Below are 22753 nucleotides of genomic sequence, written 5' to 3'. Positions count from 1 at the left end.
TAAACTCTACAAGAGAGGGTGATTTACAATTAATCAAACATTTAACAATCTAGATCCAGAAAAACGAGAGAGAATTATTAATGCTGCACTACAAGAATTTGCAGAGAATGGCTATGATAAGGCATCGACGAACCAAATTGTAAAGAACGCAGGGATCGGAAAAGGGATGCTATTTTACTATTTTAAAAATAAACGAGAATTATGCTTATATCTAATCAACTACGGCTTAGAAATTAGTCAAAAAGAGTTTCTTGAAAAGGTGGATATAACCCAGCCGGATTTTATCGAGCGTTTAAAACAAATAGCTGAAATTAAATCGGCATACCATCAGCGAAATCCGAATATGCTCAGCTTTTTAGGAACGATGTTTTTTCAGGATGAATTAGAATTGCCTGAGGATCTACAAGAGAAATATGACAGCATGCTACTGAAACGGCAAACCATGTTATATGAAAACATTAACACATCCTTATTTCGAGATGATATTGATAGGGAAAAGGCATTTAAACTGATTCAGTGGTCGATGGAAGGCTACCAAAATGATTTGATTATGCGGATAAAATATGAAAATCTGCATACGTTTGATGTGGCACCTTACTGGGATGAGTTTTATGACTATGTAGCGATATTGAAAACGACTTTTTACAAATATGGGGAGGGGAAAGCATGAGTGTATTAAAAGTAACCGATTTAACGAAGCAATTTGGTAAGTTTACGGCCTTAGATGGAGTGAATTTAGAGGTTCGTGAAGGGGAAGTATTTGGATTCATCGGACCGAATGGGGCTGGTAAATCAACAACCATCCGTGTGCTATTGGGTATTTTAAAAGCAACAGCTGGCGAGGCAACAATTTTTGGGAAGGATGTTTGGTCAGATGCAGTTGAGATACATAAGCGAATTGCTTATGTTCCTGGAGATGTAAACCTATGGCCAAATCTTACTGGTGGTGAAGTTATTGATTTATTTGTGAAGCTTCGCGGAGGAAATAATAAAAGTAGACGCGAAGAACTGATTAAACGTTTTGAACTAGATCCATCGAAAAAATGTCGCACTTATTCCAAGGGGAATCGGCAAAAGGTTGCCTTAGTAGCCGCCTTTTCTTCAGATGCCGATTTGTATATTTTGGATGAACCGACGTCAGGACTGGACCCGTTAATGGAACAAGTATTTCAGCAATGTGTTCTAGAAGCAAAGCAGGCTGGAAAAAGTGTGCTACTTTCTAGCCATATTTTATCTGAGGTAGAGAAACTATGTGATCGCGTAGGAATTATCCGTCAAGGTAAAATAATTGAAACTGGTTCATTAAGCGAGCTTCGTCATCTAACACGAACCAATTTAGTAGTGGAAACGAAAACTCCGATTACTGGATTACGGGAACTAACTGGTGTACATGAGGTGGAGACTAGAGATCAAGCATTAGCATTCCAAGTGGATACAGAGGAATTGGATACAGTTGTGAAGCATGTTAGTCAATTTGGGATCACAAAGCTAGAAAGCGCACCACCAACGTTAGAGGATTTGTTCATGCGTCATTATGAAGGTAAAGGACAAACGGGGACAGGAGCAGGGGGGTTATCCTAATGGCTAATGCGATTTACAAACGAACAGGGAGGCTCTCTCGTTTACTTGTTAGACGAGATCGAATTCGAATCCCGCTGTGGCTTATTGGTATTTGCTTCTTCACCTTTGTCGTACCCATTTCTTTCTTAGGGCTGTATGGATCGCAAGCAGACCGTGATGCAATGGCAGACACGATGGAAAATCCTGCGATGATTGCGATGGTCGGACCAGCGGACTTAGATAATTATACACTTGGTGTGATGACTGCCCATCAAATGTTACTCATGACGGCAGTTGTAGTCGGGTTAATGAGTATCTTGTTAGTGACACGACATACAAGAGCGGACGAGGAAGATGGACGGATTGAGGTGATTCGGTCATTGCCTGTAGGGCGCCTATCCAATTTAAATGCGACTTTAGTTGTTTATACAATTGTCAATGTGTTATTAGCCCTTATTGTAGGAGTTGGTCTTTATGCATTAAATATCGAGAGTATGGGTCTTGAGGGCTCCTTATTATATGGAGCAGCATTAGGTGCAACTGGTATAATTTTTGCCGGGGTAACCGCAGTATTTGCCCAGCTATCGGAAAGTTCTCGAGGAACGATTGGACTTTCCATTGCGGTGCTGCTTATTGCCTATCTCGTTCGTGGAATTGGTGATGTCAGTAATGAAGCACTAAGCTGGATCTCGCCGTTAGGCTGGGTTACCCAAACCGCGGCTTATGGGGAGAATAATTGGGGACCAATTTTGTTACTGCTTGGCGTATCACTTGTTTTATTCGTTGTTGCCAATTACTTAAATGCCATCCGTGATTTGGGAGCAGGGTTTCTACCGTCAAAACCTGGTCGAAAACAGGCTTCTGCCTTTTTGCAATCGCCAATTGGGCTTGCGTTTAGATTGCAACGAACAGGGACGATTGCTTGGGCAATTGGGATGTTTGTCATTGGGGCATCGTATGGTTCTGTGTTTGGTGATTTAGATTCCTTCTTTGAAGGGAATGAAATGATGCAGCAGATGTTAGCTGCAAGTGGTGGGCTTTCGTTTACCGAACAATTTATGTCTATGCTAATGATAGTGATGGGGATATTGGCAGCAGTGCCACCAGTTATGGCGATGAATAAATTAGCTGGGGAAGAGAAGAAAAGTCGTTTGGAACACTTGCTTGGAAGAGCGGTATCTCGTACTAGACTAATGGCGAGCTTTCTGGTGATTGCGGTGGTAAATGGCTTTGTGATGATTTCACTAGAGGCAATTGGGCTTTGGGCGGCAAGTGTGTCGGTGATGGAAGAGCCGTTTTCATTTGGTAAGGTTTATGGCATGGCGTTAGTCTATTACCCTGCGATACTAGTAATGGTTGGTCTTTCAGCTCTGCTAATTGGATATCTTCCTAGACGAACTGGTTTGGTCTGGCTCTATGTGTTTTATTCCTTCTTTGTCCTATATCTAGGTGGAATCTTCCAATTTGATGAATGGGTTGGCAAGCTTTCCCCGTTCGGTCACGTTCCACAGATTCCGGTTGAAGATATGAACTGGCTATCGATTGGTATGCTAGTTGTAGTAGCAATCGTCTTAACAATTCTTGGCCTTATTGGTTATAACAAACGTGATATAGAAGGTTAGTTGAAAAAAGCGTAAAGTCTTTCATTCTGATACCATGGAATGGAAGGCTTTTTGATGGGTTAAATAAGTTTCATCTGTTTGTAAACATGATAGAATAGGAGAGGCTTTATAACGATATAATGGAATAATTGCTTATTAGTTTTTCAGCCTTAGACTGTTACTCGAAAGGATTTTTTATATGAAAACGAAAGAAATAAAACCTTTAACCCCAAGCTATGATCCATGGGAAGCTTATATGGATGTCAAAGAACATGGGAAAATGACATTATCGAATGTCGAGTTTACGACGACGTATCTCTGTAATATGCGCTGTGCACATTGTGCGGTTGGCTATATGCTGCAATCAAAGGATCCAGATGCATTGCCAGTAGAATTACTAATCCAGCGGCTTGAGGAGATTCCTCATTTGCGGACGATGAGTATTACTGGTGGGGAGCCGATGATGAATAAAAAGTCGGTTCGCAATTATGTTGTGCCCCTATTGAAGTATGCACATGAGCGCGGAGTCCGTACACAAATCAATTCGAATCTGACCTTGCCCTACGAACGCTATGAGGAAATAATCCCTTACCTCGATGTCCTACATATATCCCACAACTGGGGAACAGCAGAGGAATTTGCAGAAACTGGATTTGCCCGGATGGAGCGTAAGCCATCAGAAGAGAACCGGAAAAAGTATTTTGAAAGAATGGTAGAAAATGCGCAAGCTCTTTCCAAGGCAGGGGTTATGGTGTCTGCTGAAACAATGCTAAATAAGCGCACCTTCCCGTATCTAGAAAAGATTCATGATCACATCATTGAAATGGGCTGTGCGAGACACGAGGTACATCCAATGTACCCGGTTGATTTTGCAAGTAATCTAGAAACGTTAAGTCTTGATGAAATGCGGACAGGGATAAAGCGACTACTAGATCATCGTAATCAAGATGTATGGATGCTGTTTGGAACCTTGCCTTTTTATGCGTGTAGTTCGTCCACAGAGGAACTAGAACTATTACAGCAGATCTATAAAGAAAAGAATGTAACGGTACGTAATGATCCAGACGGAAGATCACGCTTGAACGTGAATATTTTTACAGGCGATATTATCGTGACAGACTTTGGTGATGAAGAACCTTCGTTGGGGAATATTCAAGACACGACGTTACCAGATGCCTATGATCGCTGGTTAGCGTCCAATACGGCCAAGAGCCTAAATTGCCATTGCCCAGCAGTAAATTGTTTAGGTCCCAACCTTTTGGTGAAAAATGCCTACTATAAAGACGTAGATTTCCAGAAGCGAAAAGCGGTAATTAGTCGATAAATTAAATTAATAATAGAACTGGAGAAAGAACATGAAGGAAAATAAAAGTATCAAACCTTTTCTTAACTTGATTTTATCAACCAACATACCAAAGCTTGCGTTGACCTTTGGGCTGATTGGAAGTATTATCACCACCCTTATTGGTCTAACAATTCCACTTTTAACAAGAGAATTAGTAGATGGTTTTTCCATAGAATCATTGAGTGTCGGACTAATTATTCTGATCGTTGTTGTGTTTATTTTACAAGCGGTTATTGATGGTGTGTCTACTTATTTATTAGCTGCGGTTGGTCAAAAGATTGTTGCCAAGCTACGTGAGAAAATGTGGTTCAAGCTAATACGTCTACCTGTTGGTTATTTTAATAAGCAGGCAAGTGGCGAATCGGTCAGTCGTGTTGTAAATGATACCGGTATTGTAAAGGATTTAATATCCCAGCACTTCCCGCAATTTATAGGCGGGATCATTTCTATTATCGGGGCGGTAATCATCTTACTGATTATGGATTGGAAAATGACGCTAATGATGCTCATTGCAGTTCCGGTTACCATGGTTATTATGATGCCGCTTGGTAGTAAAATGGCAAAAGTATCACGAAGTCTACAGGATGAAACGGCGACATTTTCAGGTGATATACAACAGACGATAAGTGAAATTCGTTTAATGAAATCATCTACAGCTGAAACCGTTGAGGAAACCAAAGGATTCGCTGGAATAAAACGATTACTAACATTTGGACTAAAAGAGGCGCGGATTTTTGCTCTTATTGGTCCCCTAATTTACACCGTTATGATGGTAGTCATTGTGGTGCTAATTGGCTACGGTGGGATCCGTGTGGCAGATGGTTCGATGACAACAGGATCATTAGTCGCATTTTTACTCTACCTTTTCCAAATTATTTTTCCAATCACGTCCTTTGCGATGTTCTTTACGCAATTGCAAAAAGCAAAAGGCGCGACAGAGCGCATTATTGGAATTCTTGAGATACCGGAAGAAGCTGGGCAGGATGGGATTGATAAAGATATTTCCAATCAACCGATTTATGTCGATAATGTTTCGTTCTCCTATGAGGATTCTGATCCAGTACTCGAACAGGTAACCTTTAAAGCGAATCCCGGTGAAATGATTGCTTTTGCAGGACCTAGTGGTGGTGGAAAAACGACCTTATTCTCCTTGCTAGAACGTTACTTTGAACCAACCGATGGTGCGATCCGAATTGGCGACACCAATGTACAGGAGTTATCACTTAAGTCATGGCGGAGCCAGATTGGGTATGTGTCCCAAGAAAGTGCGATGATGGCTGGCACGATTCGAGAGAATTTAACGTATGGGTTAGAGAATGCAGGCGAGATTCCGGATGAACGACTATGGGAAGTTGCGAAAATGGCCTATGCAGACGAATTTATCCATTCCTTTGAAAAGGGTCTGGATACAGAGGTTGGAGAACGCGGAGTGAAGCTGTCAGGTGGACAAAGGCAACGTATTAATATTGCCCGTGCATTTTTACGCGACCCGAAAATCCTTATGATGGACGAAGCAACTGCAAGCTTAGATAGTCAATCTGAAGGGATTGTCCAAGAGGCGTTGACAAGACTAATGGAAGGACGCACAACATTTGTCATTGCCCATCGCTTATCGACGATTGTGGATGCCGACAAGATTATTTTTATTGAAAAAGGTAGAATTACCGGCAGTGGCACCCATCAGGAATTGATTGAACAGCATGCATTATATCGTGAATTTGCTGAACAGCAATTAACCTAGAAGGCATAACAGCGAATCTGTAGGAAACCACCATAACACTAAATTCGTATAATGAATATTGACTACTGTAAAGGAAGATAATGATGAATGATTACGAATTAAAGGTAATGGATGAGCTTCTTGCCTGGCGGTCGAAAATGATGAAGCAATCTGGAATGGTCAATCGATTGGCAAAGAAGGCACAGACCAAGATTAACAATCTAATACCGGAAAAGGCACACCAGATGGTGACGGAAAGCATTAAGCAAATGGTAAAAGCGACCTTGGTTGGGTCCAATATAACAACCAAGAAACGAATACAGTCAGGGTTAAGTCTGTATGAACGAGATGAGCTTACGAAGGAAAAGCTTTCTATGTATCGAAAAACAGCCACGGTGGAAGGTGCTGGAACTGGGGCTGGCGGGATTCTTTTGGGACTTGCAGATTTTCCACTATTACTATCTATTAAAATGAAATTTCTGTTTGAAGCGGCAGCTATTTACGGATATGATACGGATAATTATGAAGAGCGGTTATTTCTTCTGCATATCTTTCAACTCGCTTTTTCTAGTGACGAAAAGCAAAAGGAGACGCTTTTCATTATTGAAAACTGGGAAGAACAAAAGGAAAAGCTCGCCGATATGGACTGGAGAGTATTTCAACAGGAATATCGTGACTATATTGATTTTGTAAAGCTACTCCAGCTTGTTCCTGGGATTGGTGCGGTGATTGGTGCTTATGCTAATTACAATTTGTTAGATCAGCTTGGCGAAACAGCGATGAATGCCTATCGACTACGGATACTTAGTGAAATACCAAAGGATTATTAATGGTTAAAGGCGTGGGATTTAATTCCTGCGTCTTTTTTTGATTAAATGTTTCCTTTGGGAAAAATTTAAAGTCACAATAAAAAATACTTGACGTGTACAAACAATCAGGCGTATAGTTGTTGGTAACAAATAAAGTTTCCCTAAGGAAAAATAAAAAGGAGTGTACAAAATGGGTAGATTTATGAAATGTTGGGGAGTGTTGCTGGTTCTTGGAATGGCAATGATACTAGCAGCTTGTGGTGAAACGGAGACAGGAGGAAGTCAAGATGGTGAAAAATTACACGTCGTCACCACCATATCGCAGATCGGTGAACCATTGTCGGTGATTGGAGGCGATAAAATCACCGTTGAGAGTTTAATGGGTCCGTCGGTTGATCCGCATCTATATAATCCAACACAACGTGACATTCAGAAATTGGGTGATGCGGACATTATTTTTTACAGTGGTCTACATTTAGAGGCTAATATGGTCGATATGTTTGCCTCAATCGGGGAAACAAAGCCTGTAATGGCAATGGGAGACGCCATTCCAGAGGACGAATTATTAACGGACGAAAATGGCGCGATTGATCCGCACATATGGTTTGATATCGATTTGTGGAGAAAGGGACTGACGGCAGCTGTTGAGCAATTAAAGGAATCATCACCAGAGAATGCTGATTTTTTTGAGGAGAACAAACAAGCCTATTTTGCAGAATTAGATGCTTTAAAGCAAGAAGCGGAGAAGCTCTCTGAAATTCCGAAAGAGCATCGGTTTTTAGTGACCGCTCATGATGCGTTTGGCTATTTTGGTCGATTACATGACTTGGAAGTCATCGGTCTACAAGGTCTAAGCACCGAATCGGAAGTCGGTGTGGCAGATATTAATAACACGATAGCTATTATTAAGGAATATAACGTTCCGGCTATATTTGTAGAATCTAGTATAAATCAGAATACGATTCAAGCAGTCATAGAAGGAGCGCAAAGTGATGGAGTAGATGTTTCAATTGGTGGTGAACTATATTCGGATGCAATGGGCCAGCCTGGAACAGAAGAGGGAACGTACATCGGAATGTATCGCCATAACATTTCTACCATTTATAAAGCGTTGAACCAATAAGGAGGCTGAAGAAACATGGTAAAACCAATTATCACAGTGGAAAACTTAGCGGCATCATATCGGAAAAATACGGTTCTGCAGGATGTGAATTTTCAAGTAGAACCAGGATCGTTAACAGGAATTGTCGGTCCGAATGGTGCTGGGAAGTCAACACTTATTAAAACACTATTAAGCTTACATCTTTCGTTGACTGGTCAGGTATCCTTCTTTGGACTTCCGTTTCAGAAAGCTAAAAAGAGAATTGGTTATGTACCTCAGCGCGGCTCTGTGGACTGGGACTTTCCGACGGATGCTTTAGATGTCGTTACAATGGGTCTGTATGGCAAAATAGGCTGGATGAAGCGACCTTCTAAGGAAGATCGGGACAAAGCCTTTGAAGCATTAGATAAAATGGGGATGGCTGATTATGCCAAGCGTCAAATTAGTCAGCTATCTGGTGGACAACAACAGCGTGTATTTCTTGCGCGGGCACTCGTGCAAAATGCGGATTTGTATTTCATGGATGAACCATTGGCTGGTGTAGATGCTGCTACAGAGCGGGCCATTATGACGATATTAAAGGAATTAAAGACAATTGGAAAAACGGTTATGGTTGTTCACCATGATTTGCAAACCGTGGAAGATTATTTTGACCACGTATTATTGCTGAATCATACCGTAATTAAGCATGGGAAGACAGAAGACGTATTCACGAAAGAATCCATTGCCAATACGTATGGTGGTAATATGCGATGGATGGGAGGCGACTCACATCATGCTGTCCCAACTTTTAAATAGCAATACCGGATGGGTATTGTTAAGTACGATGATACTCGGTATAGCATCAGGAACCATTGGGTGTATGGCGTATTGGAAACGGCAAAATCTGATGAGTGATGCTTTATCCCATGCAGCATTACCTGGGGTCGTATTAGCATTTTTAATTATTGGTGAAAAAAACCTGTTCATTCTCGTCATTGGAGCAGCGGCTAGTGCGTTAGTAGCTGCATCCCTCATCCAATGGATAACGAACTCCAGTCGGATATCAGAGGATACTGCGATGGGGATGACGTTAGCGGTTTTTTATGGGTTTGGTGTCATGCTGCTTTCGATTGCTAATCGTTCAGCAGGTGGGAATCAGAGTGGCCTCGATAGCTTTATCTATGGTCAGGCTGCCGCAATGATTAAGACGGATGTGCTAACAATGCTGATTTTAGCAATGCTAGTCATCCTGGTAATATTTATCGGATTTAAAGAGTGGAAGCTCTATCTGTTTGATCAACAATTTGCTAAAGGAATAGGGCTATCGTTGAAAGGGATGAACATACTTTATACTGCCGTGCTGGTAACGACTATTGTGATTGGTATTCAGGCGGTGGGTGTAATCCTGATGGCTGCTATGTTAATTATTCCAGCAGTAAGTGCCCGCTATTGGACACATTCCTTCCAAGCTATGCTTATTCTATCTGCTGTATTTGGTGGAGTTGCGGGGGCTTCTGGTACGGTAATTAGTACGTTAGGTAGCGGCTGGCCAACTGGTCCCTTTATTGTAATTGTTGCCAGTGGATTGTTTTTAGTTTCCCTTGTTTTTGGTAAAGAGAAAGGGCTTCTGGTTAACTACGTGCAATTAAAAATCCAGATGAAAGCTCAAAAAGCCAGAACACATCTCGAAGCGGGAGGGGTGAAGTAACGTGACTTATACAGCTTGGATTGTGTTGACTGCTGCTTTAGTAGGCTTGTCCTGCGGGCTAGTTGGGGTGTTTTTGATACTTCGCAAAACTGCGATGATGGCGGATGCGATTAGCCATACTGTTTTATTAGGGATTGTTATTGCGTTTCTTTTTACGAAAGAGGTAAGTGGACCTGCGATGCTGATTGGGGGGATATTCGCCGGTCTGTTGACTGCCTTTTTAGTGCAAAGCTTGCACTCACTACGTGTACAGCACGATGCGTCAATGGGAATCGTGTTTACTACATTATTCGCGATAGGTGTTATTTTAATTTCCACATCGGTTGGAAATGCCCATTTAGATGTACAGCACGCGTTGATGGGGGAAATTACCTTTATCCCATTTAATACCATTACCTTGCCAATTATTGGCCAAATACCGCAAGCAACTGCATTGTTACTTGTTGTATTAGTAGTCGTGTTATTTTTTATAACGGTGTTTTATAAGGAGTGGAAGATTACGTCGTTTGATCCTGCACTTGCAGCTAGTCTAGGTTTGCCAGTAATCGCGATGCACTATATCTTTATGAGCCTCGTATCGATTACAACCGTTGCTTCGTTTGATGCAGTGGGGGCAATCATGGTGGTTGCGATGCTTATTACACCTGCAGCAACTGCCTATCTCTGGACCGATAAGCTATCCAATATGTTAGCCTTGAGCGGGTTGTTTGGAATTATCTCTGCTGTAGCTGGTTATGGTGTTGCCACTTGGTTGGATACCTCTATTTCAGGATCCATGGCATTTGCGACAGGAGTGCTATTCTTCATTAGTTTTCTAGGCTCTCCGAAGCATGGGTTAGTGGCAAAATATGTGCGACCAACAAGTGTTGTTTCATGATAACTAGGCTGTCTTTCAATAGTTTTAAGCTATTAGAGACAGCCTCTTTAATTTGTGTAGGCATTATGGAACAAGAGCGTTGAATAGAGTGCTATACTAAAATAAAAAGGAAGGATTACGATGAATGATATAACCGTGTTGCATTTTGACCGTACGTATCATGCCAGTCATTTTCTCCACGATAAAGCAGTGAAATCTTTTGATGTTACGGGAATTTCGAATACAAATCTATTTTGTGAAAGGGAATCATTACGAGAGATTGAAAGATTGATAGGAGAGGCACCGATAAGTCCGATAACCTTTTTAGGTAGTGGTAACTATCATTATGTTTCTTACTTGTTGTTAGCTAGAATCCAAACGCCTTTTACGTTAATTTTATTTGATCATCATACAGACGCACTGCCATCTCCAAGTGATTCACTTATATCCTGCGGTTCCTGGGTACTTGAAGCCTTGCAACAGCTTCCTTTTTTACAAAAGGTAGTGATGCTAGGTGTCCATGAGGATTGGGAACAGTATATTCCATTAGGCTATCAAGATAAAATTGTTGCCTACTCCAAGAACACACTTCAAGCTATTGACTCCAATTTCGTACGTTCCATCCTAGAACACGTACCTACCGATCAGGTTTATATCAGTATTGATAAAGACGTGTTAGACAAAAGACAGGCGGTTACCGCTTGGGATCATGGGACCATGTTACTGACAGAACTACTCCAACTGGTAACCATAATTTTAAACAATAGAGAACTAGTTGGGCTAGATATTTGCGGGGAATACCCGATTACGCCAACTAATGCTTTCAATCCGATTACAAAGGATGCGATTAGGAAGAATACAGGTGCAAATGAAATGATTTTAAAGAGCGTGTTAGCGGGAATTCAGTCCGAGACAGTAGTTCATTAGGAATGTATAGCTCTTGCGAAATAGAATGGCCAATCATTGGAAAAAATAATCCTATGATTGGCTATTTTAATTGGAAAATTAATAGTAGAGAAAAGTCGAAAAATGTCATAATTTCGGTTGCATCTTATGGAAATCGATAGTATGATGGATACCTATTGCCTAACGGAAAAATTTGATTATTTGGATAGATACATCAAGGGAGAGTATACAGTGAAGGAAAAATTATCACGATCAGCCTATTTGGTAATAGGTGTGATGTTATTTGCATTATTTTTTGGAGCGGGAAATTTAATCTTTCCGGCACAGCTAGGACAAGCTGCAGGTACGAATTTATGGCCAGCGGTAGCGGGCTTTCTATTGACAGGGGTTGGGTTGCCGTTATTAGGGATCCTAGCGATGGGTTACTCTGGCAGTAAAGATTTACAGGACCTGGCGAGTCGGGTGAGCCCTGTTTATGCTATTTTGTTTACGGCATTATTGTATTTAACTATTGGACCATTTTTTGCTGCACCGAGAACAGGAGCTGTGGCCTTTGATATTGCCATCGCACCACATATTGGGGAAGGCTCTGCACAAATAGCACTATTCGTATTTACGTTGGTGTTTTTTGCGATTTCCTTATGGTTTTCGTTGAATCCTGCGAAAATGGTTGATAATGTTGGGAAAATCTTAGCGCCAGGTATCGTGGTTTTACTTGCCGTACTGCTTGTAATGGTTGTCTTACAACCAATCGGGGCAGTTCAGAGTCCTGTAGAAGCATATCAGCATGGCGCCTTTACGAAAGGATTCTTAGAAGGATATAACACGATGGATGCATTGGCGTCCCTTGTTTTTGGTATTATTGTTATTAATTCGATTCGGTCTCTAGGTGTTACCTCGAAAAAAGGAATATTAACAGCAACAGCGAAAACAGGTGTTATTGCGATTGCGCTGTTAGCAATCATTTATGTAGGTATTGCCTATTTAGGCGCGGTTAGCACGGAAACATTTGGATTATTCGATACAGGTGGACCGATTTTAAGTGGTGCTGCGGAATATTATTTTGGCTCGTTCGGTACAATTCTTCTTGGGATCGTAATCGTGCTTGCTTGTTTAACAACCAATATCGGCTTAATGGTCGCTTGCGGAGAATATTTTCACAAATTGATTCCGAAACTTGGCTATAAGACACTGGTCATCTTCTTTACGGTACTTACATTTGGAATTGCTAATATTGGACTATCAAACATTATCAGCTTTTCTGTCCCAGTATTAATGTTCCTTTATCCATTAGCCATTGTATTAATGTTGCTAACATTCTTATCACCATTATTTGGTCATTCACGCATGGTGTATAGTACAGCAACAGTAGTAACGTTTATGATTAGTATCATTGATGGCTTGAAATCATTATATGCCTCTCTGGGGATAGAAGACTATGGTTGGTTCGGACCGATTGTAACGTTCTATGAAAACACCCTACCACTGTACGGGGAAGGGCTTGGCTGGCTAGTTCCAGCGCTAATTGTGATGGTTGCAGTCGGGATGATCGCAAGGATACAACGGAAATCATCGTAAGCGGTGAAGGATAGGGCTAGGTGATCTGAAAAGGATACGTGGTGTATCAGCAGGAAAAGCACAAGTATCAGCAGATATCCGAAAACATCAGCCAAACCAGACAATCCTTATAGTATGAGCCTTTATCCGATAAGTTAGATTTTCCCATATCCAAGCTGTTTAATTTGTGTTTTTTGGTGAAAACTGAAACAATGAGAATGAAAACTAGTTGATGGGAGATAGCTAATATGGATTGCAAAATAAATCGTAATGCAGCAAAAGTGCTGAAAAAAATGTTAGAGGCTGATGACGCGCAAGGGAAAATGATTCGCGTATTTGTGACACATGTTCACGGCGACCATGCGCATTATGACGTTGAATTAGATACACCAACGGAAAATGATGAAGTAGTGAAAACAGATAAAGATATTGATATCATTCTTGAAAAGGGAAATGAGTACCTTGATGGCGTGTGGATTCAATACTTCTATGTTCCACAAGAAGAAATGGTAATTACCAATCCGAAAATGGGACATCATCATTAATTTGAACGTTAAAAAGGAACTTGGTTAATCCAGGTTCCTTTATTAATTTGCTTTTAGCTTTTATTAGCTGCGGCAGACTACAACATAGGGGGCGTAACTACGACTTGTTAGCAACATATCCCCTTAATAAATAGGGCACAGTTGATTTCCTGTTTATTAGCCCTTTTAACTCGTTTGGTATATGTATCCGATTTTCTGCTAAGCTAGGATCCATCCAAATTATCTCTTCAATTTCATCTGGATAGGTGATTGTTAATTCGCCACCGACTATCTTTCCGGCAAATGTAAAGAAAATGGCGTGATGTTCAATTTCTGTAAAGAATGCCTCGCTTATCGAAAAAATACCTTCTAATTCAACATCTAGTCCAGTTTCTTCTTTCACTTCACGAATGGCAGCCTCTTCTAGTGTTTCACCGTACTCTACTCTGCCCCCAGGAAGTGTGTAATAGGGTGATCTTTCTCCTTTGTTTTTGACCATCAATACGTTTTCGTAATTCTCATCAAAAACTAGTACATAGGCAACATCTACTCTTTCCAAACTTTTCTCCCCCTAGCTTAGTATAGCTATTTTTAATCTTACCATAAAATTCTGAAACATCTGGAGGGAACTAGACTAAAAAAATCCACAATAAAAAGAGGTACCTAAAGTGGCACCTCAACCGGTATTAATATGGATCGGCTTCATGGCTTTTGTTAATCGCTTCTTCCACTGCTTGGTGGGCATCTTTTGCACCAAGTGGATGCAATTCTTCGCCGACTTCCATCTTCATGTTACCCATTTCTTTTGCCTTCGTCTCGAGTCCCTCGCGTAATCGGCGACCGTATTCGTCATCTGCCTCTTCTGCAAGGGCGATCATTTTTTCTTGAATGCGTTTATCGCAAATTGCTAGGTCATTTACGAGGTTGTTGATGAGCTCATCCTTTTCCCATTGCTCGAACCTGCGATAGGTTTCACCTGCTTGTTTGGTGTTATCGTTTCGGTCAATGGATTCCCGAACGAGATTTCCTTCAATTTTTGGTGTGTATTCCTTCCCAACTTGTTCGGCTTCCTTCAAACCACCAAGTATCGATGGTTCATAATTGATATGTGGATTTTGACCAGGAGCTTTGTCATTATAATAACGAAGCTGTCCACCTTCTTGATTGGTTGCGACACGTTTCTTCGCCGCGTTAATCGGTAGCTGTAAGTAGTTTGCACCAACACGATAACGCTGGGTGTCGGAGTAGGAGAAGGTTCTACCTTGGAGCATCTTGTCATCGGAAAAATCAAGCCCATCTACTAATACGCCCGTTCCAAATGCGGATTGCTCCACCTCTGTAAAATAATTCTCTGGATTTTTATTGAGAACCATTTTGCCAACCTTACGCCAAGGGAATTGGTCTTCTGGCCACAATTTCGTATCGTCCAACGGATCAAAGTCTAGCTCCGGATGTGGACCATCCTCCATAATTTGCACAAATAGCTCCCACTCTGGGTAATCACCTTTTTCAATTGCTTCATATAAATCTTGGGTTGCATGATTGAAGTTTTTCCCTTGGATTTCTTCTGCTTCTTTCATGGTTAAATTTTTAATGCCTTGCTTTGGTTCCCAGTGATATTTGACGAGCACGGCTTTTCCCTCCTGATTGACCCATTTATACGTATTGACGCCAGAACCTTGCATCATCCGATAGTTGGCAGGAATTCCCCATGGAGAATAGACAAAGGTGACCATATGAAAGGACTCTGGGGAGTTAGAGCAAAAGTCAAAAAAACGTTCTGGGTTTTGAATGTTGGTTACAGGGTCTGGACGAAAGGCATGAATCATATCCGGAAATTTCATCGCATCACGGATAAAAAAGATTTTAAGATTGTTTCCGACTAAATCCCAGTTACCGTCCTCTGTGTAAAATTTTACCGCGAATCCACGTGGATCACGTACGGTTTCGGGTGAATGTAATCCATGGACAACGGTTGAAAAGCGGACAAATACCGGAGTTTGTTTGCCTTTTTCCTGGAAAACTTTTGCGCGTGTGTACTTTGAGATAGGTTCATCACCGCACATCCCGTAAGTCTCAAAATAACCATGTGCAGCTGCACCTCTAGCATGTACAATGCGTTCTGGTACTTTTTCACGGTCAAAGTGACTGATTTTCTCAATGAAATCATAGTTTTCTAATGTTGCTGGTCCACGATTGCCAACTGTCCGGATATTTTGGTTGTTGGTGACGGGGTGACCTTGTCTCGTTGTAAGTGTATCATCGTTTTCGATATTCGTTTGTGCCGTTTCCTTTGGGTCTTTTTCCATCAGATTATCTCCTCTTTCGTAAGTGCTATGTTCACAATATCTATACTTACCAGAACGACATGAAAATAATCGAATTTTGGTGAGAATTTACAGATTGTGTAAGAGAGGCTATTCTAATTGTAGGAAAAATAGTTGAACAGGGGGAAAGATATGATGGGAACGATTATAGAGGTGAAAGAGGAACACGTAGAAGACCTAACGAGATTGACTATGGAATTATGGCCAGGACACGATGTTGTAGAGTTAACGAATGAATATAAGGAAACACTTAAAACGGACAACAATAAATTTTATTTATATATAGAAAACGGGGTTGCTGTAGCGTTTATGCATCTTTCCATTCGAGTTGATTATGTGGAAGGCTCTGAATCTAGTCCGACAGGTTATTTGGAAGGGGTTTATGTGCAGCCGGACTATCGGAGAAAAGGAATATCCACCGAGCTTTTTAACGAAGGTAAGAGCTGGCTAAAAGAAAATGGGTGCAAGCAAATAGGGTCTGACATGGAAATGGATAATCAGGATAGCTACCCATTTCACATGAGTTTAGGATTTAATGAAGCGGGTCGGATCATTACCTTTATTCGTGACATTGAATAGACCTAAACTAGTTAAAGACCACGAATAAATATGGTATGATGGCAGTAATGATTTAGGAGGTTTTTAACAAGATGAATTGGGAATGGAGAGAGACTTGGGATAAGCTAGTCTCACTAGAACATCTACAGAATTTGGGAATAGCAGTTGGTATTTTCCTGTTATTTCTTTTATTTCGTAAGCTATTTACGAAGTATATATTTGCGCTATTAAAACGTATGGCGAAACGGACGAAGAGTAGTTTCTTAACGAATACTTTAATCGCCTTTGAAAAACCAGTTCAATGGTTATTTATCGTGCTAGGGATTAATGTGGCAGTATGGTATTATCCATATTTGAATAAGAATGATGCGTTTGAAACGATAATTAGCATACTTATCATCATCTTAATTACGTGGGGATTAGTAAACCTGTCATCCACATCCTCACTGTTTTTTAGAACGATTAACGAGAAAACAACAATTAAAATCGATGAAATACTGATTCCGTTACTATCAAAGGCATTACAATTTGTCGTGATTGCGATTAGTATTAGCATTATTTTATCAAAGCTAGGGTATCAAATTGACGGCCTGGTTGCAGGACTCGGACTTGGTGGACTGGCGATTTCATTAGCAGCGAAGGACGCACTTGCCAATTTGTTCGGTGGGATTGTCATTATCTCGGAAAAACCATTTACGATCGGTGACTGGATTATGACACCAAGTGTTGAAGGAACGGTAGAGGACATTTCTTTCCGTAGCACGAAGGTTCGTACCTTTGCTCAAGCGGTCGTGACATTACCAAATGCTACTTTAGCAAATGAGCCGATTACGAACTGGAGTAAAATGGGGAAACGGCAAATTTCGTTCTACCTACGATTGACCTACGATACACCGAAGGAAAAGATTGAAACAGTCTTGCGTAGAGTGCGTGAGTTGTTGAGAACTCATCCAGAAGTACATCCAGAAACAATCATGGTTAACTTTGAAAAATACATGGAAAATGGCCTCGATATATTCCTATACTTTTTTACCAAAACAACCAATTGGGATAAATACCTGCAAGTACGCGAGGACATTAACTTGAAAATACTCGAAATTTTAGAGGAAGAACAAGTACTTATTGCGATACCAAGCAGAAAACTCTATGTTAATTCGGAAGAGGATAAGCCGCTGGAGCAGTTGAAAAGCCAGGAATAATCGGAGGGTGGAAAATCGTTGTTATTTTCCACCTGTAATCGGTATATAATTAGTATCAGGTATTAGTAGTTTGTGATAAAATAGAATAAAGTAAGAAGTTGAATTGAGGGGACAATTATGTATAAATTTTCAGCAAATGTAGTGAAAATTATCCTTAGTTTATTTGGAAGGATTAACGTATATCAGAAAGACAATCTACCGAAAGCAGAAAGCTATGTAATTGCATGTACACACACCGGGTGGGTAGACATATTGTGGTTAGGAGTTGCTACACTTCCTATCGAGATTCATTACATGGCTAAGAAAGAATTATTCCAAAGCAAATTCACGAAATGGTTAATGGAAAGCTTACATGCATTTCCGGTTGATCGTGAAAATCCAGGACCGAGTGCGATTAAGACACCGAGAAAGCTTCTTAAAGAAGGAAAAGTTGTTGGGATTTTCCCTAGTGGTACTAGATCTAGTGAAGATGTACCATTGAAGCGTGGAGCTGTGACTATTGCGGTTCATGCCGATGTACCAATCGTACCTGCTGCGTATGTGGGACCGAATAATTTTAAAGATTTGTTTAAACGAAAAAAGCCAAGCATTATTTATGGAGAACCAATTAAGCTTGCGGAAGGCGTGTCCAAAAAAGAAGGCATGGAAGTGCTCATGCAGCAACTAGACCAAGCGATGAATGCTCTGCATGATCAGCTTAAAAACAAATAAAAACTTCACAGCTCACAAATAGGAGCTGTGAAGTTTTTTTCTTATATAAGTTTATCAAAACGAAGCCGTTTATTTAATGCATACATAATCGGAATACCTACCGCTAATACAGCAAATTCACCTGCTGCTGTTGTTAGCCATGTGAGTAAGAATGGCATATCAGCTATTATCGTAAGCTCCCAAGCGATAATGAACATATTAAAGGTAAAGACAATCGTGTTGGCAATTAGTAGTGCCAATTTACTTTTGATGAACTTCGCTAGTAAAATAATAATTCCGAATGAAATTACTGAATGGGCAACGCCAAATACTAAATCGAGCTTTGATGGTGATAAGAGTAAATTGGCAAAGAATACACCAACTACAACTCCGAAAAAGTATTTCTTGTTGAAGACAACAAGATGATTAAACATCTCCGAAACTCTAAACTGTACATTTGTAAATCCAAACGGCGCAATTAATGCGGTCACAGCGATGTACAACGCTGCAACTAATGCGTTCATAACCAATGTTCTTGCTTTCATATTTTTCTCTCCCTTAGTTTTTTAACGTGGGATGGTCTCGAACCACGTCTTGCAACAACTTACCTAGTATAGTACAAAACTATAAAAATAAAAAGCATTTATTTCTACTCTAGATTGTATGGTTGTAAACGGGGAATTATAAGTTAGCATAAATAAAACCTCGGAGAGATACCGAGGTTACACGTTGTTGACATCCTAACTAAGCAGCCTGAGCGTCACCACATTCTGCAGCTAGTTGGTTGAGTCCTTTATGAATTTGGTCATAAACATATTTGCGCTCTGTCTTAAAACCAATTCCTTCTCGAAATCGAATCGCCTGGCCAGCCACAATGATGCGTTTACCCTTACTCGCATATAGTGGGACGAAGTTGATATGGATTCCGTGTTTCTTATAGTAAAATTTCTCTACGTTCAAAAATCCTTCGTACATCGACTTTATTGCTGCAGATGTATCGGTATAGTCTATGTCAGGGAAAATAATCACTTGTTCCCCATTTTCTAGAGCGGTGAGCGTGTCTTGGAAGGTATGCATTATTTTGCGTGAGCTTCGGTAAACAGGGATGCCTTGCCCAGATGTTAATAGTAAGGTGATGAAACGTGCTACCGGGAATGCGATGAGTTGTGCAAGATATTTATTCCATCCAAATCTTTCCGAAAATGTGTAATGGGCATACTGCCGGTAACATGTTTGTCTGTCTAAGAAAACATGCAGAATCCATGTGCGCAGCTTCGCCGGAAACCATAGTAACGTAATAAATGGTCCGAATAGATTCTGGTGATGGGAGATATAAACAGTTGGACCAGATTCTACTTTTGATGTATCAATATGATAGCGAGGATAAACGACTCGGACTAAGAAGCGTATAAATCGAAAGAAGATACCATAATTATTTCGCATGATGCTCACCCTTCGCTGGTTCGAAATAGGATGATTTCCGAAAACTTCCAGCTACTAATTTTGTAAAAATTTTGCTAGAATCCTTTATTGCTTTGAAATAAGTTCTGGAGTTGTTTTCATAGTAGATAGTCTCGATGTGTAATTCGATGAGGGGGATACTTCGCTTTACGGCATGAATTAGCATATTAATTTCATATTCATAGCGTTCACCTTTTATAGCAATCATCCAGTCTAATTCAGACGTAGGAATACCGCGTAATCCGGTTTGTGTATCGGTTAATTTTTTCCCATATAACAGATGAAAAAATAGACTTGTAATTGTGTTTCCAAATTTGCTTTTAGGAGGTACATAATCTAGTTGGAAGTTTCGAACACCTAGTAATAAACCATGCTCGCTTTCTACTAATGTCGTTGCTAGATTTAGCACATCGCCTATAGCATGCTGACTATCCGCATCAGCCGTAACAACACCGTTTAGATGATGAAAGTGGTTGATGTAATAGGTAAATGCCGTTTTAAGTGCTGTCCCTTTTCCTTTGTTTTTATCGTGATGGATAACCGTACAGTGATCAAGTGCTGAAAGGGCTGTGAAAATATTCATAACATCTGCCGTGCTACCATCATTAACCACAATAACGTGAGCAATGCCATTCGCCAGCAGCTCGTGTGTATAATTGATTAATGATTCCAGCGGATTTAGGGCAGGAATTATGACGGCGACCTCAAGTTTGCTCATAAGCCATTTCCCCATTTCGATTAGTTTTCGAAATATTCGCTATGATTATTTTACCATTAATAGTACCTAGTGTACTACTAGTAGTATATTTGTGGCGGGAAATAATAGAACGATAAATGGTAGTTCGTTGGGATCAAATAATGGTATTAGGCATCCGAATGAACGAATGCCTCTTAAACATCACTTTGCGTTAAAATCTTCTTCAAACTGTAGGTATTTCTTCCTTAATGCTTCTTGATTTGGTATGTTTTCTAAAATTTCTTGCTGGGTGTAAAGCTTACCACCTTTGGTGAATAAAAACAGGTCATGTAGAAGCAGGCGCTAAAAAAGCCAAAGAGGCTATTTCTGTTTTATCGGATCTAGCGGATGCCAATTAATTTGTGAAAATGTTTTCAGAGATTTGATATAATAAAGAGAAAAAGGGGTTACTACCTGTGAATCAAGAAAATCTTACCGCGGATAACAATCTGAAAAATACTCTGGAGCGCCTTGTAGTCGACCGGAAGCGACTTTACGGACGATTCGAAGCACGGCCACATGATGTTGACCCATTGGACGAGCCTTCAAAACTTCCAAGGTCACTAAGACGATTTCGTCTTAAGGAGTGGGTTGGGTTTACCCTGTTCCACCCGGAAATATCGTCATCCATGATCCTGCAGGAAGCCCATTATTTAGCAAGCTCAGAAATCTATGTACGCGACCAAAAAGGGATGGTGGAACATAGTCGTAATGTTAAAGGTGGATCGTTGAAATTACCACATGTGTTATTCCCAAGTAATCCATCGATTGCGGTGAGTGGATATCGGATTGCCTATGATTGGGCAGAACAGCCAACGGGACGCCATCGTATTAGTGTATCGGTAGACGCAACAGCAGATCAGGAAGCAATCACGATGGAGCTTGAACTAAATGGCGCAAATGCTTCTGCACCGCTGTCTGTGAGTTCACCATTACCTGGAGGATCCATGTATACGCATAAGGTAGCATATCCGGCATCTGGAACGGTGACAGTTGGTGACCGCACGTACACATTTGATCCCACTCGCGATTTAGCTGTACTTGATGAGCACCGGACGATCCTTCCATATCGGACAAACTGGCTGTGGGGGACATTTGCCGGTATGACACCGGATGGCGTGATTGGAGCGAATTTTGCTGAGCGCCCGATTGTTCCAGGTACGGATGAAGAGTCAGCGTTGTGGACGCCGGGAGCTTGCGAACCACTTGCCGATATTACCTTTAAACAGGAAACGAGTGATCCACTTTCACCTTGGAAAATCACATCAGCTGATGGACGCCTGGACGTGACGTTTACACCAGAGGATCGGAAGGGTGTGAAGCATCAGCTCGTTGTGGCGTCGATTGACTACTGGCAGTTAGTTGGAACCTATACTGGAACGGTTGCTGGTTATGAAGTGAAGGATGTACGTGGTGTTTGTGAATCCATGCGTGCGCGTCTCTAATATGGAAAAAAGGGTGTTCCCAGCATTGAGGACACCCTTTTTGCTCTTATAATGATTGATACCATTGTGCTGCTGCTTCTACTTCACTATATGTCAACTGGTGACCGCGATTTTCCCAGTGCAGTTCTACTGTTGTCCCAGCATTTTCAAGTAGTGATTTCAGTTCTTCAGATTCCTGAGAAGGACAAATTGGATCGTTTGTACCCGCTGAAATGAATACACTTTTACCAGTTAGATTTGGGAGTTCAATACCTCTTCTAGGAACCATCGGATGATGTAAGCTAGCTCCTCTTAATGCATCCTGGAAGTGGAACATAAGACTAGCTGCGATATTCGCTCCATTGGAATAGCCGACTGCTACAATATTATTGCGGTCAAATTCATATTTCGCAGCAGCTTCATCTAAGAATGCATTTAATTCGTTTGTACGGAAAATTAAATCCTCTTCATCGAAGACGCCTTCAGCTAATCGTTTGAAAAATCGAGGCATGCCGTTTTCTGATACATTGCCACGAACACTTAATAGATTTGCTTCTTTATCAATAAGTTCTGCCAGTGGTAGTAGGTCCTGTTCTGTTCCTCCAGTACCATGTAGTAATAATAATGTTGGCTTTTCAGGATTTGTTCCCTTTTGAAAAATGTGCTTCATTATAGTTCCCTCTCTCTT

Annotated in this window: 23 protein-coding genes and 1 riboswitch; of the genes, 17 read left to right on the top strand and 6 right to left on the bottom strand. The window is 40.9% G+C overall.

The genetic code is table 11. The annotated features are described in order from the left end of the window. Nucleotides 1–28 precede the first annotated feature (28 nt). From JF53_RS03555 to JF53_RS03495, 13 genes are all read left to right on the top strand, one after another. The gene (locus JF53_RS03555; RefSeq protein ID WP_047980485.1) at nucleotides 29–670 is read left to right on the top strand and encodes a TetR/AcrR family transcriptional regulator; all 642 of its coding nucleotides are present in this window, start codon (nucleotides 29–31) and stop codon (nucleotides 668–670) included. Continuing rightward, nucleotides 667–1581 carry an ABC transporter ATP-binding protein gene (locus tag JF53_RS03550; RefSeq protein ID WP_047980484.1) on the top strand — a complete coding sequence of 305 codons (915 nt, stop codon included), beginning with the start codon at nucleotides 667–669 and terminating at the stop codon, nucleotides 1579–1581. The genes JF53_RS03555 and JF53_RS03550 overlap by 4 nt, the downstream gene beginning before the upstream one ends. After that, entirely contained in the window at nucleotides 1581–3182 is a 1602-nt protein-coding gene (locus JF53_RS03545; RefSeq protein ID WP_047980483.1) for an ABC transporter permease, read from the top strand. The genes JF53_RS03550 and JF53_RS03545 overlap by 1 nt, the downstream gene beginning before the upstream one ends. A gap of 178 nt (nucleotides 3183–3360) precedes the next feature. After that, nucleotides 3361–4485 (top strand): radical SAM/CxCxxxxC motif protein YfkAB, encoded by a 1125-nt coding sequence (yfkAB, locus tag JF53_RS03540; RefSeq protein WP_047980482.1) that lies wholly within the window; start codon nucleotides 3361–3363, stop codon nucleotides 4483–4485. Nucleotides 4486–4516: 31 nt separating this feature from the next. Next, nucleotides 4517–6247 (top strand): ABC transporter ATP-binding protein, encoded by a 1731-nt coding sequence (locus JF53_RS03535; protein WP_047980481.1) that lies wholly within the window; start codon nucleotides 4517–4519, stop codon nucleotides 6245–6247. Nucleotides 6248–6330: 83 nt separating this feature from the next. Further along, nucleotides 6331–7056, top strand: coding sequence for an EcsC family protein (locus JF53_RS03530; RefSeq protein WP_047980480.1), 726 nt, complete (start codon nucleotides 6331–6333; stop codon nucleotides 7054–7056). A 169-nt stretch (nucleotides 7057–7225) separates the two neighbouring features. Next, nucleotides 7226–8158, top strand: a complete 933-nt coding sequence (locus JF53_RS03525) for a metal ABC transporter solute-binding protein, Zn/Mn family (protein WP_047980479.1) — start codon at nucleotides 7226–7228, stop codon at nucleotides 8156–8158. Nucleotides 8159–8173: 15 nt separating this feature from the next. Further along, nucleotides 8174–8935: a metal ABC transporter ATP-binding protein gene (locus tag JF53_RS03520; RefSeq protein WP_047980478.1), complete on the top strand. Its 762-nt coding sequence runs from the start codon at nucleotides 8174–8176 to the stop codon at nucleotides 8933–8935. Beyond that, on the top strand, nucleotides 8913–9827 hold the full coding sequence (locus tag JF53_RS03515; protein ID WP_047980477.1) for a metal ABC transporter permease: 915 nt from the start codon (nucleotides 8913–8915) through the stop codon (nucleotides 9825–9827). The genes JF53_RS03520 and JF53_RS03515 overlap by 23 nt, the downstream gene beginning before the upstream one ends. Nucleotide 9828: 1 nt before the next feature. After that, nucleotides 9829–10704: a metal ABC transporter permease gene (locus JF53_RS03510; RefSeq protein WP_047980476.1), complete on the top strand. Its 876-nt coding sequence runs from the start codon at nucleotides 9829–9831 to the stop codon at nucleotides 10702–10704. Between the two features lie 120 nt (nucleotides 10705–10824). Further along, the gene (locus JF53_RS03505) at nucleotides 10825–11610 is read left to right on the top strand and encodes an arginase family protein (protein ID WP_047980475.1); all 786 of its coding nucleotides are present in this window, start codon (nucleotides 10825–10827) and stop codon (nucleotides 11608–11610) included. A 210-nt stretch (nucleotides 11611–11820) separates the two neighbouring features. After that, nucleotides 11821–13167, top strand: a complete 1347-nt coding sequence (gene brnQ, locus JF53_RS03500; protein WP_047980544.1) for a branched-chain amino acid transport system II carrier protein — start codon at nucleotides 11821–11823, stop codon at nucleotides 13165–13167. 227 nt (nucleotides 13168–13394) lie between these two features. Next, nucleotides 13395–13691, top strand: a complete 297-nt coding sequence (locus JF53_RS03495; RefSeq protein WP_047980474.1) for a heme biosynthesis protein HemY — start codon at nucleotides 13395–13397, stop codon at nucleotides 13689–13691. Nucleotides 13692–13788: 97 nt separating this feature from the next. On the opposite strand, the gene JF53_RS03490 is transcribed toward JF53_RS03495, so the two are convergent. Both JF53_RS03490 and JF53_RS03485 read right to left on the bottom strand, forming a co-directional pair. Continuing rightward, a complete protein-coding gene (locus JF53_RS03490; RefSeq protein WP_047980473.1) occupies nucleotides 13789–14229 on the bottom strand; it encodes an NUDIX hydrolase in 441 nt (146 codons plus the stop codon). 127 nt (nucleotides 14230–14356) lie between these two features. Beyond that, nucleotides 14357–15979, bottom strand: coding sequence for a catalase (locus tag JF53_RS03485; protein ID WP_047980472.1), 1623 nt, complete (start codon nucleotides 15977–15979; stop codon nucleotides 14357–14359). Between the two features lie 150 nt (nucleotides 15980–16129). Here JF53_RS03485 and aac(6') point away from each other — a divergent pair, with 150 nt between their 5' ends. The 3 genes from aac(6') (at nucleotide 16130) to JF53_RS03470 (ending at nucleotide 18465) form a co-directional block, all read left to right on the top strand. Beyond that, nucleotides 16130–16576 (top strand): aminoglycoside 6'-N-acetyltransferase, encoded by a 447-nt coding sequence (aac(6'), locus tag JF53_RS03480; protein WP_201777891.1) that lies wholly within the window; start codon nucleotides 16130–16132, stop codon nucleotides 16574–16576. Between the two features lie 71 nt (nucleotides 16577–16647). Next, complete coding sequence (locus JF53_RS03475; RefSeq protein WP_047980470.1) at nucleotides 16648–17754, top strand: mechanosensitive ion channel family protein; 1107 nt, start codon at nucleotides 16648–16650, stop codon at nucleotides 17752–17754. Between the two features lie 117 nt (nucleotides 17755–17871). Continuing rightward, nucleotides 17872–18465 (top strand): lysophospholipid acyltransferase family protein, encoded by a 594-nt coding sequence (locus JF53_RS03470; protein ID WP_047980469.1) that lies wholly within the window; start codon nucleotides 17872–17874, stop codon nucleotides 18463–18465. Nucleotides 18466–18506: 41 nt separating this feature from the next. On the opposite strand, the gene JF53_RS03465 is transcribed toward JF53_RS03470, so the two are convergent. From JF53_RS03465 to JF53_RS03455, 3 genes are all read right to left on the bottom strand, one after another. Continuing rightward, nucleotides 18507–18989 carry a QueT transporter family protein gene (locus tag JF53_RS03465; RefSeq protein ID WP_047980468.1) on the bottom strand — a complete coding sequence of 161 codons (483 nt, stop codon included), beginning with the start codon at nucleotides 18987–18989 and terminating at the stop codon, nucleotides 18507–18509. A 7-nt stretch (nucleotides 18990–18996) separates the two neighbouring features. Further along, nucleotides 18997–19041: riboswitch (PreQ1 riboswitch) on the bottom strand. Nucleotides 19042–19188: 147 nt separating this feature from the next. Then, nucleotides 19189–19887, bottom strand: a complete 699-nt coding sequence (locus tag JF53_RS03460) for a lysophospholipid acyltransferase family protein (RefSeq protein WP_047980467.1) — start codon at nucleotides 19885–19887, stop codon at nucleotides 19189–19191. Beyond that, complete coding sequence (locus JF53_RS03455) at nucleotides 19877–20623, bottom strand: glycosyltransferase family 2 protein (RefSeq protein WP_047980466.1); 747 nt, start codon at nucleotides 20621–20623, stop codon at nucleotides 19877–19879. The genes JF53_RS03460 and JF53_RS03455 overlap by 11 nt, the downstream gene beginning before the upstream one ends. A gap of 434 nt (nucleotides 20624–21057) precedes the next feature. Between JF53_RS03455 and JF53_RS03450 the strand changes: the two genes are divergently transcribed. Then, on the top strand, nucleotides 21058–22086 hold the full coding sequence (locus JF53_RS03450; protein WP_201777890.1) for a DUF2804 domain-containing protein: 1029 nt from the start codon (nucleotides 21058–21060) through the stop codon (nucleotides 22084–22086). A 46-nt stretch (nucleotides 22087–22132) separates the two neighbouring features. Here JF53_RS03450 and JF53_RS03445 read toward each other — a convergent pair whose 3' ends face one another. Then, nucleotides 22133–22738 (bottom strand): alpha/beta hydrolase, encoded by a 606-nt coding sequence (locus tag JF53_RS03445; protein ID WP_047980465.1) that lies wholly within the window; start codon nucleotides 22736–22738, stop codon nucleotides 22133–22135. Between the last annotated feature and the right edge of the window lie 15 nt (nucleotides 22739–22753).

This window comes from Ornithinibacillus contaminans, from assembly GCF_001038425.2.
GTDB classification, from domain to species: domain Bacteria; phylum Bacillota; class Bacilli; order Bacillales; family Amphibacillaceae; genus Ornithinibacillus; species Ornithinibacillus contaminans.
Note: the sequence above shows the minus strand (reverse complement) of the source record. Positions and strands in the feature narration are given on the sequence as shown.